The sequence below is a fragment of the Saccharopolyspora taberi genome, from assembly GCF_039534165.1.
Classification (GTDB): Bacteria; Actinomycetota; Actinomycetes; order Mycobacteriales; family Pseudonocardiaceae; genus Saccharopolyspora_D; species Saccharopolyspora_D taberi.
Genome location: NZ_BAAAUX010000023.1, coordinates 13972 through 27533 on the forward strand (window position 1 = coordinate 13972; position 13562 = coordinate 27533).

Consider the following 13562-nt stretch of genomic DNA (forward strand, 5'->3'; position numbering starts at 1 on the left):
GTGGCCGAAGCACCCGTTTCCGCAGTGGAGGCAACGGTGACCGGGACGCACCACCACCGCGAGGAGCGCCTCCGCCGCCAGGCGGAAGCGGAACTGCGAGCCAGGCCGCCGCTGCCGCCGTGGCAGAAGCGGGTCGTGGAGCGGTTCGCGGTGGAGCGCCCGGCCGGCTGGTACACGCTACTGAACCAGTTCGCCCCGCACACCCCGGAGAACCGGCCGGACGTGGTGCTGGCCGGTCCGCGCGGGGTGCTCGCGGTCCTGCTCCGCGAGGAGGACCCGGGCTGGGAGGACGCCAGGGCGGCCTTCGTCTGGACCGCCGAACTGCTGGCGGGCGTGCCCACCCCGCACGGCCTGCTGACCGAGGCCGCGCTGCGCACCGTCGTGGTGCGACCGGCGGGCTCGGCCACCGGCCACAGCGGCGAGCACCTGACCGTCGCCGAGGACGACCTCGACCGGATCCTGTTGCGCGGTGAGGAAGTCCTGGAGCGCGCGGACGCGCTCAGCGCCGCCCGGCAGCTGAGCAGCCGCACCTTCGACCTGACCCCGATCGGCTGGAACCCGCAGCGGATCCCCGAACCGCGGGCCGCGGGCGAGACCGGGGTGTCCGGCCGGTCGTCGGGGCTGTTCGACGTCGACGAGCTGCGCGAGCAGCGGTTCGAGCGCGCGCTGGAAGGGCCGATGCCGGACTGGCGGATCTTCCTGGACGACACCCAGCTCGGGCTGGTCCGGCGGCGCTACTCCGGCCCCGCCCGGATCACCGGACCGGCGGGCACCGGCAAGACCGTGCTCGCCCTGCACCGGCTCGCGTACCTGGCCCGCCGCAGCAGCGGCGAGCTGCTCTACACCACGCACCTGAGCACCCTGCCGCGGATCGCCGAGAAGCAGTTCCGCTCGCTGGCCCGCCAGGTCGGGCACCGCGTCCGGTTCCAGCACCTGCACGGCTGGGCCAAGGAGTTCCTGGCCGCACGGGGCCGGGACTCCGAGGCCGACGACCGCCAGATCGAGGAGGCGTTCCTGGCGGCCTGGCAGCGCGCGGGCCAGGGCGGTCCGCTGGCCGCGGCCCGGCCGTCGCGCGGGTACTGGAAGGACGAGATCGACCGGGTCATCAAGGGGCGCGGGCTGCGCTCCCTGGAGGCGTACAAGACGGCGCCTCGCCGGGGTCGCGGCGGCAACCTGACGCCGGGTTTCCGGGCGCACGTCTGGGAGTTCTACTGCGAGTACGAACGCGAGCTCGGCGAGCGCGGGGTCAGCGACCACAACGACATCCTGCTGCGCGCGCTGACCGAGCTGGGCCGCACGCCGCTGGAACGCCCGTTCACCGCGGTGGTGGTCGACGAGGTCCAGGACCTCACGCTGATCGGCCTGCGCCTGGCGCACGCGATCAGCGGCGACGGCCCGAACCAGCTGCTGCTCGTCGGCGACGGCCAGCAGCAGGTCTACGCGGGCGGCTGGCGGTTGTCCGAGGCCGGGATCGCGCTGGGCGGACGCGGCGAGATCCTGCGCCGCAACTACCGCAACCGGACCGCGATCGTGGACGAGGCGGGCGAGCTGGACGCGGTCAACCGCTTCGACGACCTCGACGGCGGCCCGACGGTGGCGCTGCGCTCGGCGCTGCCGGTCCTGGGCGGCGGCCGGGCGGTGCGCTGGCGCGGGCCCGACCAGGAGGAGGCGCTGCTGTCGGCGCTGCGCAGGCTCGACGACACCGCGGACGCGGCGGTGCTGACCCGCACCAACAACGCGGCCGAGCACTGGGAGAACGTGCTGCGGGCGGCGGGTTTCCAGGTCAGCCCGCTGGACCGGTGGGACGGCACGCCCTCCCCCGCGATCCACGTCGGGACCGTCCACCGGGCCAAGGGAACCGAGTTCCGGTCGGTGTTCCTGCCCGACGAACCGCGCATCGCGACGAACCACCGGGAGGAGCAGGAGGCGTCGCAGCGCCAGCAGCTGGTGGCGATCACCCGCGCACGCGACTTCGTCTGGACCGGATTCGTCGAGTCCGACTGACCCGTTCCGCACCGATCCAGGTCCCCTTGCGGTCCGCCTAATTCAACGTACGATGAATTTATGCGGATACTCAGGCACACCATCGCGATCCTGGTGGCACCGGTGACGGTCACGATCGTCGTCCCGCTGCTGCTCACCCTGACCATCGGAACTCTGACGCTCCCGCTGGGCCCGGTCGGCGACCCGGCGGCGGCCACCCTCGGAGTCGCCGCGCTGGGCGGCGGCCTGACCCTGGTGATCTGGACGATCTTCCTGTTCGACCGGGACGGCGACGGCACGCTCGCGCCGTGGGACTCGCCGCGCAGGCTGGTCCTGCGCGGCCCCTACCGGCACGTGCGCAACCCCATGATCAGCGGCGTGCTCGCGATCCTGCTCGCCGAGTCGCTGATCCTGCGCTCCCCCGTGCTGCTGGCCTGGTTCGCCGCGTTCTTCCTGCTGAACCAGACCTACATCCCGCTCTGGGAAGAACCGGATCTGGAGAAGCGGTTCGGCCGCGATTACGTCGCCTACCGGCAGAACGTCCGCCGCTGGGTCCCGCGGCTGCACGCCTGGAACCCCTGAACCCCACCAGTTGCCGCGGGCAGCTCCCCGGCGTAATTTAGTCACCATCCTTGACTATCAAGATTGATGACCAAGATTTGATGACCCAGATTCGATGACGGAGTGCCGCCCGATGCTGCTGCCCGCCAAACCCGCCGCCCTCGATCTCGACCCGGCCGAGAGCGCGGTCCTCGTGATCGACATGCAGAACGACTTCGGAGCCCCGGGCGGCATGGCCGACCTGGCCGGGCTCGACATCGGCGCGGTCCGCGCGACGATCGACCCGATCGCGCGCGTGACCGCGACCGCGCGGTCGGCGGGGATGCCGGTGATCTACCTCCAGCACGGCTACCGGCCCGACCTCGCCGACATGGGCGCCCCGCGCTCGAAGAACCGCCTCGCGCACGAGGCCGCCGGCGTCGGCAGGACCGTGCCGACACCCGCCGGCGGAACGGGCCGCCAGCTCGTCCAGGGCACCTGGAACACCGAGATCCTGCCCGAACTCGCTCCCGAACCCGGCGACCGCGTGCTGCCGAAGACCCGCTACAGCGGCTTCTACGACACCGACCTGGACGCCACGCTCACCAGGCTCGGGATCACCACGCTGGTCGTGACCGGCTGCACCACCAGCGTCTGCGTCGAGTCGACGATCCGGGACGCGATGTTCCGCGACTACCTGCCGGTCCTGCTCGCCGACTGCACCAGCGAACCGATGGGCCGGGCCAACCACGAGGCGTCGCTGGCGGTGATCGAGCGCAACCTCGGCTGGATCTCGGACGCGGTGTCCTTCACCGCGACCGCTGCCGCTCCACGATGAACCGCAGATCCCGCTTGAACCGCGCGTAGCGCTGCTCGGACAGCGCCTCGGCGTGCCGCCGCTCGATGCCTGCGAGGATGCCGTCCGCGGCGCGCTGCTCGGCCAGACCCCGCTCGGTCGGCACCACCAGCTTCGCCCGGCGGTCGGCGGGATCCGGTTTCCGCTCCACGTAGCCGAGCGCCTCCAGCTCGTCGACGATGGTCCCGATGATCTGCTTGTGCAGCCCGGAAAGCCGCGCGAGCTCGCTGGCCCGGACACCGGACTCGTCGAGGTAGGCCAGCACCGCGCCGTGCCGCGGGGTGAGGTCGTCGAACCCGCGCTCGGCCAGCGTCCCGAACAGCTCGGCCTGCACGGAGAACAGCAGCCGGGCGCTGAGCGCACCCAGGTCCGGGTCCGCGGCCATCCGGTCGGCCCGCCGCTGCTCCTGCGCCACCACTGCCTCCTCTGGATCGACCTCCGGACGGTACTCGCAGCGGGAACGGGCCACCCGACCGACCACAGTGGACCAGCCCGGTTCGGCCCCCCGGGACGGCCGGGTTGCAATACGCTCGGCGGTGATCGACGAACCTGGAGGGGAACGTGGCAACCTGGGAGAACCTGACCGACTTCATCCGTTCCGAGTACGAGGTCACCAAGGACACCGACGACGAGCTCCGGATCCTCATCGAGTACGAGGACGGCCGCAGCCAGGTCATCATCATCGCCCGCGAGATCCTGGACGGCCGGGAGGACTGGGTGCAGGTGGCCTCGGTCTGCGGGCTGGTCGCCGACGTGGACCTGAAGCGCTTCCTGGAGGAGATCGGCGAGACCTCGGTCGTGTGCGGCGCGGTCATCATGGGCGAGCACCTGGTCCTGCGCCACGCGCTGCCGCTGGAGAACCTCGACATCAACGAGTTCACCGACCCGCTGACCTTCGTCGCCGACACCGCCGACCACCTCGAAGAGCTCTTCTTCGGCGGCGACGGGTACTGACCTGACATTTCCCTCGCTTTCCCTTGCGGGACAAGCCTTTCCTCCTGCGCTTCCCTTGACACCCCAAGGTGTACAACCGTCTACTTATGTTTTGCCGCAAGCGATCCCGAGGGGTGGGCAATGAGCACAACCGAGCAGGAACGGGAAAGCGAGTTCGCTGGACTCGGCCACATCATGGAAATCCTGACCGGGGACTGGAAGGCGCGGATCCTGATGACCGCGGTGGAGGTCGACCTGTTCTCCCGGCTTTCCGGCAGCCCGGCCACCGCCGAGAAGATCTGCGCGATGCTGGGCTTCCAGTCGTCCGGCGTGCACGACTTCCTCGGTGCGCTGGTCCATCTCGGGCTGCTGGAGGAGGAAGCGGGCCGCTACCGCAACTCGCAGGCCGCCGAGCGCCACCTGATCAAGGGCGGGCACGCCTACATCGGCGGGTACGTGCGGTTCTGCGACCGGCAGCTGAACCCGGCGTTCGACGGCCTGACCGACACGCTGCGCACCGGCAGCCCGGCCAACCGGGCCGCGACCGGAGGCAGCAACCCGTACGACTCGCTCTACGCCGACGCCGACGTCACCGAGACGTTCCTGGACAGCATGGACCTGGCCGCGACCCCGGTCGCGCTGACCCTGAGCGCCCTGGACTGGTCGGACTACAGGTCCGTGGTGGACGTGGGCGGTGCGCGCGGGCACCTGATCCGCCTGCTGGTGTCACGCAACCCGCACCTGGAAGGGATCGTGTTCGACCTGCCCGCGCTCGAACCGGCCTTCCACGAGTACCTGGCCACCACCGGCGCCCGCGAGCCGATCACCTACCGGGGCGGGGACTTCTTCACCGACCCGCTCCCGGAGGCCGACGCGATGGTCTTCGGCCACGTCCTGCACAACTGGGGCGTCGACGAGCGCATCACCATCCTGCGCAACGCGTACCGGTCGCTGCGGCCCGGCGGCTCGGTGTTCATCTACGACCACATGATCACCGAAGGCACCCCGTCGCTGAACCGGCTCCTGTCCAGCCTCGGCATGCGGGTGTGGTCGGCGGGCGGCCACGAGTACTCCGCCGAGGACTGCCACGGCTGGCTGCGCACGGCGGGCTTCAGTCCGGTCACCTCCGGCCTGCCGGACCTCGGCGAGGACGTCCTGGTCGTGGCGCACAAGGACGGCTGATCGCGGCGCGGCGCCAACGATGCCGCCGCGCCTCGGTGGTTCGTCGCCCAACCGCGGACCAACTACAGTCGGATGGCGGGGGTTTGCCCGCGGGTAACCTTTTTGACTCCGCGGTGAGGAGACAGGAGACGGCCGGGTGAGCGACATGACGACCGACGAGACGACCGGAGCGGACACCAAGGGCGAGCGGACCCGGCGCCGCATCCTCCTCGCGGCCCGCAAGACGTTCGCGACGGTCGGCTACGAGCGCGCGACCATCCGCGCCATCGCCGCCGCAGCGGACGCGGACAAGTCGTCGGTCATCAAGTACTTCGGCAACAAGCAGCAGCTGTTCCGCGAAGCGGTGCACTGGGACATCCCCATCGACGAGCTGACCGCGGTCGACACGGGCATCACGGCCGAACAGCAGATCCGAGCCATGCTCGAAGGCTGGGCCAAAGACCCGATCTCCCCGATGTCGGTCCTCCTGCGCGCGAGCATGACGAGCGAGGAAGCAGCGGAGATGCTGCGCGAACACGTCACGGCCAACTCGGTGGACGCGATCGCCAAGCACATGGGCCACCTCCCCGACGCCCGCCTCAGAGCAGGTGTGTACTCGGCGATGATGATGGGCCTGGCCAGCGGCCGCTACCTCCTCCGCTTCCCGGACCTGGCGGAAGCGGACCTGGAGGACGTGATCCGAGTAGCGGCCCCGGTAATCCGGACCCTGATCGACCCGGACCCCAAACAGGCAAAGACCCGCCGCTGAGGCCGGAGTCGCTCCGACGATGAGCTGACCCACCGACTCCAGCGGCCTTGATAAAGTCCGCCGTTGTGGCGGAAATGATCACGGGTGCTGGCGGAGCCGAGCCTGGTGGTCCGCCGCTACCGACCGACGTCGAACGTGCGCTGTACGCCACGAAGGTCCGCGGCGACTGGGACGGTTATCTCCGGGTCCTGCTTACCAACGACCTGTTCGGCTATTCGTCCAGGACGCAAATCGACAGCAGCAAGCTGGGGTTGCCGCATTGGCAGTATCTCCACGGGCCGGATGGTCGAAAGCTCCTTCCCGTGTACACCAGAGGGGAGCTGCTCCCACCTCGCCAGGACGTGGTGGTGCACCCGGTCGAGCTCCCGTTGTCGAGGGTCGACGCGGTGCTCGCGGAGTGGCGCGGGGTGGTGGTCAATCCGGGAACACCGACGGAGGCGCACTTTCCGGATATCCACAAGCAGCGCAAAAGCTGGAAAGCCCTGAAGGAAAGCACCCCGCGAGTCGGTGCGGACGCGATCCTGCGCACCAAGTACACCGGACCGCTCCATGGTCCACTCGCGCACGGCCTGGCGTGCGGCGCCCTCCTCGCGACGCACAACAAGGTGGTCTGGAACGACATCGGCGACTGCTACGACCACTACGCGGAAGACGTGCTGGTGCTGCGCGACGCGTGGAACGTCACCGACCGGGACGGTTGCCTCGGGCAGCTTTCCTTTCTTCTGCGAGGCATGAACAGCCCGGCGCAAATCGAGTTCTTGCTCGGCGTTCGCGAGGCGATGACGCGGCGATGGCCGGGCACGAGGGACGACGCGGAGGCGTGGCGGAAGATCAGCGTCGACCAGTTCCTGGCCCTTGGCAACGATCCCGGCGGGATCCCCGCCATTCAGGAGTTGATCGGGCGAATCCTGCGGTACGAAGCACGTTTCCGCGCCGACGGCGTGCTGCCGCCGGACGGCCGAGTCACGTCGACGCTGGGATACGACTACGGCCGGGCGGTCAACTTCGCCCGGTGGGGACTGAGCGCCCGGTACCTGACCTTCAACGAGGCCGAGCAGGCGATCCTCGAGGCGGGCGAGTTGAGCCGAAAGGCGCATCGCTCGTGGGCGGACTTCTCGGCCGGCTACATCCTCGGCCGGGTGCTGCGGTTCGACGAGGAGACGTACGGCGAGTTCTACCACCCGGTGGTCGGGGCGCACCGGATCCTGTTGAACGAGCCGTCCAGCCCGTGGCGCAACATCCCGTTCAACGTCGACTGACGGTGGCCAGGTTCGTCGCGACCCCGAAACAGCAGGAAGGCCACCCGCAAAACGGGTGGCCCATCCTCGGTGGAGGTGCCGGGAATCGAACCCGGGTCCTCCGTCGCTTCACCAAGACTTCTCCGTGCGCAGTTCGCTGTGCCTCTGCTCGGCTCCACCGGTCTCACGAACCAGCCGGTGTGACGAGCCCAGCCGCTGTTTGGTGTCCCGCCAGGTTCCGCGGCCGAACCTGGCGGTAAGAGCCTCCTAGCTGATGCCGGATCCCGGGTCGGAGGCGCTCCCGGTCCGACAGAGTCGCTCCTCGCTCAGGCGGCGAGGGCGAACTCGCGCTGACTCTTGTCGGCGCTTATTCAATTGCGGCGACGCTCACGGTGGTCTCCCGCCTGCACCGGCACGCTTCCCTTGGATCAACGTACGGAGTCGAAACCGTTCACCCCCCTGGCCGTCCTGTTGTCCAGCGGCCTGTCCTTCGAACCACTGAACAACAGGATAACGCCTGCCGACCTGACGATCATTCCCATATCCCCGTACCCGTCACGACCTGGTGCGGAGCAGCTTCCCCGGGGTGTCGTGCAACACCGCCCGCAGGAAGAGCGCGCCCAGCCGGTCGTCGGCGTTCGCCCATCCGACGATCGCGGCCAGCTGCTCGGCGTACGGGTACGGGATGTTCGGGAAGTCGGTCCCCAGCACGATCCGGTCCCCGATGTCGGCGAGCCGTGCGGCCCAGTCGCGCGGCAACGGTGCCAGTCGCTCGGTGTACTCGACGCCGACCATCGTGGTGTCCATGTGCACACCGGGGTACCTCGACACCAGTTCCAACGCCGACTCGTACTCCGGCATTCCCGCGTGCGCGAGCACCGCGACCAGGCGCGGGTGCCTGGCCAGCACTTCGCCGAACACGTCCAGTCCGGTGTAGCTGCCCGGCAGCGGACCGTGTCCGCAGTGCACCACAGCAGGCACACCCGCCTCGGCCAGCACTCCCCACGACTCGTCCAACAGCGGGTCGCGCGGGTCGAAACCCCCGACCTGCACGTGGACCTTCACGCACCGGGCGCCCGCTTCGACGGCGGCCCGCAGCGACTCGGCGCTGCCGGGCTCCGGGTACATGGTCGCGGTCGGCACCGCGCCCGGGGTCCGGTTCCCGAAGTCGACGGCCCACTCCGTCAGCCACGCCGCCATGCCCGGCTTGTGCGGGTACACCAGCGGCGCGAACGTCGTGACGCCGAGATCGCGCAGCACCTGCAACCGGGTCACCTCAGCGTGCCGGTAGCGGATCGGCCAGTCCACGCCGTAGTGCACGCGGGCCTGGTCGAAGTACGCCCACACCTTGCGCAGGACCCGCGGCGGCAGGAAGTGCGTGTGGATGTCGACCAGGCCCGGGATCCCGAGCTCCGCCAGCCACGACCGGACCTGCCCGTCGTCGGCGGGCGCGGCGGCTACCAACTGCCCTTCCGGGCCCGGCCCATGGCCCGCTCGATCTCCCGCTGCGCGTCCCGCTTGGCCAGGTCCTGGCGCTTGTCGTGCGCCTTCTTGCCCTTGGCCAGCGCGAGCTCGACCTTGGCCTTGCCGTCGGAGAAGTACAGCGACAGCGGGATCAGGCTCAGCCCGCTCTCCTGGATCTTGCCGATCAGGCGGACGATCTCGCCCTTGTGCAGCAGCAGCTTCCGGGAGCGCCGGGGCTCGTGGTTGGTCCACGTGCCCTCGGTGTACTCCGGGATGTGCACGTTGCGCAGCCACACCTCGCCGCGGTCGACGGTGGCGAACCCGTCGACCAGCGACGCCTTGCCCTGCCGCAGGCTCTTCACCTCGGTACCGGTCAGCACGATGCCGGTCTCGTAGGTGTCCAGCACGGACCAGTCGTGCCGCGCCTTGCGGTTCTGCGCGATCAGCTTGCGGCCCTTTTCCTTCGCCATACCCGCAACACTACAAGCGGACGTACAACCGGAGCGTCACATATCCGGTGATCGCCGAGATGCCTGCGGCCACGAGCAGCAGGATCGGCGAGACCCAGGCGATGTCGGCGTAGCCGATCTCCGGGATGATCCCGGTGCCGAAGACCGGCGCCATCACCTTGTCGATGAACGTCGCCTTCGAGATCAGCAGACCGGCGATCGCCAGCACCGCGCCGATCAGACCGGAGACCACCGCCTCCAGCAGGAACGGCATCTGGGTGTACCACCGGGTCGCGCCGACCAGCCGCATGATGCCGGTCTCGGTGCGCCGGGTGAACGCCGAGAGCTGGATCGTGTTGGAGATCAGCAGCAGCGCGGCCAGCGCCTGCACCAGCGCGATCGAGAACGTCGCGTTGCGCACGCCGTTGAGCACGTCGAACAGCCGGTTCAGGTAGTCGGCCTGGTCGACGACGCTGTCCACCCCGGGCTTGCCGGTCAGCTGCTGCTCGATCACCGGGAACCGGTCCGGGTCCTCCAGCTGCACGCGCAGCGACGCGGGCATGGCCTCCTTGCGGGCGACCTCGCGCAGCTCGGGCTGGGACTCGAAGACCTTGTTGAAGTTGTCGAACGCCTCGTCGCGGTTCTCGTAGCGGACGTTCTCCACGCCCGACGCCTGGGTGAGCTGCGACTTGATGCTCGCGCACGGCTGCTGGGAGCAGCTGGGGTCGTTGGCGCTGACGTCATCGGTCATGAACACGACGACCTCGACGCGGTCCTGGTAGGTCTCCTGCATCTTGTCGATCAGCCGGACCACGAGCAGACCACCGCCGAGGAGGCCGACCGAGATGGCCGTCGTCAGGATCATCGCGATGGTCATCGTCACGTTGCGGCGCAGGCCGTTGACGACCTCGCTGAATACGAAGCTCGCGCGCATCTTTGAGTCAGCTTTCCTGGCTTGAGTCGGGGGAAGGAGTTGCCGGGGGCGGGCCGCTACCGGCCGACGCCGTAGACGCCGCGGGCGTCGTCGCGCACGACCTTGCCGAGGCTCAGTTCCACGACCCGGCGGCGCATCGAGTCGACGATCCCGTGGTCGTGGGTCGCCATGACGACGGTGGTTCCGGTGCGGTTGATCCGCTCAAGCAGCAGCATGATGTCCTGGCTGGTGTCGGGGTCCAGGTTCCCGGTCGGCTCGTCGCACAGCAGCACCAGCGGCCGGTTGACGAACGCCCGCGCGATCGCGACCCGCTGCTGCTCACCACCGGAGAGCTCGTGCGGCATCCGGTCCGCCTTGCCGTCGAGGCCGACCAGCTGCAGCACCTCGGGCACCACCTTGCGGATGGTGTGCCGGGGCTTGCCGATCACCTCCAGCGCGAAGGCGACGTTCTCGGCGACCGTCTTGTTGTTGAGCAGCCGGAAGTCCTGGAAGACGCACCCGATGCGCTGCCGCAGGCGCGGCACCCGTCGGCGGGGCAGTTTGGCGACGTTCCAGTCGGCGACCCACACCCGTCCTCGGGTGGGCACGTCCTCCCGCAGCAGCAGCCGCAGGAAGGTCGACTTGCCCGACCCGGAGGGGCCGATGAGGAACACGAACTCGCCCTTGTCGATAGCGACCGAGACGTCCTCAAGAGCGGGTCGGGTCGACGTCTTGTACGCCTTTGACACGTGTTCGAGCCGGATCACGGGGCGTGAGTTTACCCGCGACCTTTCGAGGGATGTCGCTCACCCGCACCAGCGGCCGAACACCCGGCTACCTGGGGTTTTCGACCGGTCACCAGGGGTCGCGACCACGCCTGGAGAGCGCCTCCGGTCACCCGGCGGGCTCGGCTGAACCACAACGATGCGATTTAGGTTCGCAGTCCTTCCGGCGACGCCGCACCGCCGCGAGCTACGCCGCGGTCTCCTGCTGGCGGCGCCAGCGGATGCCGGCCTCGAGGAAGCCGTCGATCTGGCCGTCGAGCACCGCGTCCGGGTTGCCGACCTCGAACTCGGTCCGCAGGTCCTTGACCATCTGGTACGGGTGCAGGACGTAGGAGCGCATCTGGTTGCCCCAGCTGGAGCCGCTGTCCTTGAGCGCGTCCAGCTCGGCCCGCTCCTCCTCCTTCTTGCGCGCGAGCAGCTTCGACTGGAGCACGCGCAGCGCGGCGGCCTTGTTCTGCAGCTGCGACTTCTCGTTCTGGCAGGAGACCACGATGCCGGTCGGGATGTGGGTGATGCGCACGGCGGAGTCGGTGGTGTTCACGCTCTGCCCGCCGGGACCGGAGGACCGGAAGACGTCGACCCGGATGTCCTTCTCCGGGATCTCGACGTGGTCGGTCTCCTCCACCACGGGCAGCACCTCGACCCCGGCGAACGAGGTCTGCCTGCGGCCCTGGTTGTCGAACGGCGAGATGCGGACCAGCCGGTGCGTGCCCTGCTCGACCGACAGCGTGCCGTAGGCGTAGGGGGCGTTGATCCGGAAGGTCGCCGACTTCAGGCCGGCCTCTTCGGCGTAGGAGGTGTCGTAGACCTCGACGCCGTACTCGTGCCGCTCGGCCCAGCGGACGTACATCCGCATCAGCATCTCGGCGAAGTCGGCGGCGTCGACGCCACCGGCCTCGGCTCGGATGGTGACCATCGCCTCGCGCTGGTCGTAGTCACCGGAAAGCAGGGTGCGGACCTCCAGCGCTTCGAGGTCCTTCTTCAGCCGGGCCCGCTCGGCGTCGGCCTCGGCCAGCCCGGAGTCGTCGCCCTCGTCCTCGGCGAGCTCGTAGAGGACCTCCAGGTCCTCCACCCGCTGGCGGAGGTCGTTGACCTTGCGCAGCTCCGCCTGCCGGTGCACCAGCTGGCTGCTGACCCGCTGGGCGTGCTCGACGTCGTCCCAAAGGTCGGGGCGGGCCGCCTCCTCCTCGAGTTCCGCGATCTTCGCGCGCAACGAGTCGAGATCCATCACGCTCTCGATGCCCTCGAGAGTGGTGGCAAGTTCCTTGAGGTCGGCGGCGACATCGGGATTCACAGTGCTCAAGCGTACTTGACTCGGCCCGGACGCCGGAACTGCGATGCCGGGCGGCCCGCCGAGGGGCCGCCCGGGACGCTCGCGTCCGCTAGTCCGGAATCGCGTCGAGCAGCTTGATGACCGCCCGGTTGTGCGCGACGGCGAAGTCGGCAGCGGCCTTCTCGTACGGGTCGGTGGTCGCCTTGGCGGCGTTCTTGGCCTCGTCGAGCTTGGCCGCGTACTGACCGCGGGCGGACTCGACCAGCGCGGCCCGCTGCTTCGGCGTCAGCGATCCGGAGTGGACCAGCCGCAGGATCAGCGGGCTGCGGACGTTGTCCGGCCCCGGTTCGGTGTTCAGCCACGACTTGAAGGCGCGCTTGCCCGCGGCGGTGATCGCGTACTGCTGGCTGGAGCGCGGCCCCTGCTTGCCGAGCCGGAGCAGACCGGCGTCGGTGAGCGCGGGCAGTTCCCGGTAAACCTGGCTGCGGGTCACACTGAAGAACCCGCCGAAGCGTTCGGTGGCGGCGGCCACCAACTGGCCACCGGTCTTCGGACCCTCGTGCAGTAGGCCCAGCAGGGCGGCGGAAGTCGCATTCAGCTCGGTCACCCCACCAACGGTGCCACGTGTCCGCGATGGTGTCCACAGTGGCCACCGCTTCTGTCCACTGTGGTTGCAGCGAACTGGTCCGAGTGGACGAACGACTACTCCGTTCCCCGGTCGCGGGACCGTCCGGAACTCACACGTGAAGCGGTTTCGCTTCGGCCGAACGGATCGCGCGGGTGCACGGAGCGCTACCGGGGTCGGAAGCGCTGCCCTGTCCGGGCGTTCTTGCCCGCACCAAGAGGTGCTATCCCCCGGCCGCACTGCCGCTCGCGGCGCGCGCCGCGCACTCTGCTGTTTGGCCGACCGACCGGCGGCCAGGAGTGCGGCGATCTGGAGGTGCGACCGTGCATCGCAGTTGGTTGCGTACCAAGCTCGTGGAGACCGGGGCGAAGATGACGGACAAGGTCACCGAACGCGCGAAGGCCCTGGTGCCCGTGCAACTCGAAACCGGAACCGACTCGTGCATGGTCTGCGGCCGGTCCATGCGCCGCCACCACCTGGTGCGCGGAGAAGGCCGGGTGTGCTCGCCCGCCTGCGCCCGGAAGTGGGCGGAGGGCCTCTGAGCGTACCCCCGGCGGGAACAGCAACAGCGGA

At 69.4% G+C, this 13562-nt stretch carries 15 protein-coding genes and 1 other RNA gene; 8 read left to right on the forward strand and 8 right to left on the reverse strand.

What is annotated here, in order from left to right; all coding sequences use genetic code 11:
* The first annotated feature begins 36 nt into the window (after positions 1-36).
* The 3 genes from ABD691_RS26460 (at position 37) to ABD691_RS26470 (ending at position 3361) form a co-directional block, all read left to right on the forward strand.
* Complete coding sequence (locus tag ABD691_RS26460; protein ID WP_344684220.1) at positions 37-2004, forward strand: UvrD-helicase domain-containing protein; 1968 nt, start codon at positions 37-39, stop codon at positions 2002-2004.
* Between the two features lie 60 nt (positions 2005-2064).
* Positions 2065-2565, forward strand: a complete 501-nt coding sequence (locus ABD691_RS26465; protein ID WP_344684222.1) for a methyltransferase family protein — start codon at positions 2065-2067, stop codon at positions 2563-2565.
* A 94-nt stretch (positions 2566-2659) separates the two neighbouring features.
* A complete protein-coding gene (locus ABD691_RS26470) occupies positions 2660-3361 on the forward strand; it encodes a cysteine hydrolase family protein (protein ID WP_344684224.1) in 702 nt (233 codons plus the stop codon).
* On the opposite strand, the gene ABD691_RS26475 is transcribed toward ABD691_RS26470, so the two are convergent.
* Complete coding sequence (locus ABD691_RS26475; RefSeq protein WP_344684226.1) at positions 3333-3794, reverse strand: MarR family winged helix-turn-helix transcriptional regulator; 462 nt, start codon at positions 3792-3794, stop codon at positions 3333-3335. The two genes, ABD691_RS26470 and ABD691_RS26475, sit on opposite strands and share 29 nt — an antisense overlap.
* A gap of 146 nt (positions 3795-3940) precedes the next feature.
* On the opposite strand from ABD691_RS26475, the gene ABD691_RS26480 reads away from it, so the two are divergent.
* From ABD691_RS26480 to ABD691_RS26495, 4 genes are all read left to right on the forward strand, one after another.
* Positions 3941-4333: a type III secretion system chaperone family protein gene (locus ABD691_RS26480; protein ID WP_344684227.1), complete on the forward strand. Its 393-nt coding sequence runs from the start codon at positions 3941-3943 to the stop codon at positions 4331-4333.
* Between the two features lie 120 nt (positions 4334-4453).
* The gene (locus tag ABD691_RS26485; RefSeq protein ID WP_344684229.1) at positions 4454-5494 is read left to right on the forward strand and encodes a methyltransferase; all 1041 of its coding nucleotides are present in this window, start codon (positions 4454-4456) and stop codon (positions 5492-5494) included.
* A gap of 145 nt (positions 5495-5639) precedes the next feature.
* Positions 5640-6242, forward strand: a complete 603-nt coding sequence (locus ABD691_RS26490) for a TetR/AcrR family transcriptional regulator (RefSeq protein WP_344684474.1) — start codon at positions 5640-5642, stop codon at positions 6240-6242.
* Between the two features lie 74 nt (positions 6243-6316).
* Positions 6317-7501, forward strand: a complete 1185-nt coding sequence (locus ABD691_RS26495) for a DUF1266 domain-containing protein (protein WP_344684476.1) — start codon at positions 6317-6319, stop codon at positions 7499-7501.
* A 67-nt stretch (positions 7502-7568) separates the two neighbouring features.
* Here ABD691_RS26495 and ssrA read toward each other — a convergent pair.
* From ssrA to ABD691_RS26530, 7 genes are all read right to left on the reverse strand, one after another.
* Positions 7569-7939, reverse strand: a transfer-messenger RNA (tmRNA) gene (ssrA, locus tag ABD691_RS26500).
* A gap of 96 nt (positions 7940-8035) precedes the next feature.
* A complete protein-coding gene (locus tag ABD691_RS26505; protein ID WP_344684231.1) occupies positions 8036-8944 on the reverse strand; it encodes an amidohydrolase family protein in 909 nt (302 codons plus the stop codon).
* Positions 8938-9414 (reverse strand): SsrA-binding protein SmpB, encoded by a 477-nt coding sequence (gene smpB, locus ABD691_RS26510; protein WP_344684233.1) that lies wholly within the window; start codon positions 9412-9414, stop codon positions 8938-8940. The genes ABD691_RS26505 and smpB overlap by 7 nt, the downstream gene beginning before the upstream one ends.
* Before the next feature lie 10 nt (positions 9415-9424).
* Complete coding sequence (gene ftsX / locus ABD691_RS26515; RefSeq protein ID WP_344684234.1) at positions 9425-10327, reverse strand: permease-like cell division protein FtsX; 903 nt, start codon at positions 10325-10327, stop codon at positions 9425-9427.
* A 56-nt stretch (positions 10328-10383) separates the two neighbouring features.
* On the reverse strand, positions 10384-11073 hold the full coding sequence (gene ftsE / locus ABD691_RS26520) for a cell division ATP-binding protein FtsE (protein WP_344684236.1): 690 nt from the start codon (positions 11071-11073) through the stop codon (positions 10384-10386).
* Between the two features lie 205 nt (positions 11074-11278).
* Positions 11279-12385 (reverse strand): peptide chain release factor 2, encoded by a 1107-nt coding sequence (gene prfB, locus ABD691_RS26525; RefSeq protein ID WP_344684238.1) that lies wholly within the window; start codon positions 12383-12385, stop codon positions 11279-11281.
* 88 nt (positions 12386-12473) lie between these two features.
* Positions 12474-12971, reverse strand: a complete 498-nt coding sequence (locus ABD691_RS26530; RefSeq protein ID WP_344684240.1) for a PadR family transcriptional regulator — start codon at positions 12969-12971, stop codon at positions 12474-12476.
* Positions 12972-13312: 341 nt separating this feature from the next.
* Between ABD691_RS26530 and ABD691_RS26535 the strand changes: the two genes are divergently transcribed.
* Positions 13313-13531, forward strand: coding sequence for a hypothetical protein (locus ABD691_RS26535; protein ID WP_344684242.1), 219 nt, complete (start codon positions 13313-13315; stop codon positions 13529-13531).
* Positions 13532-13562: the final 31 nt, after the last annotated feature.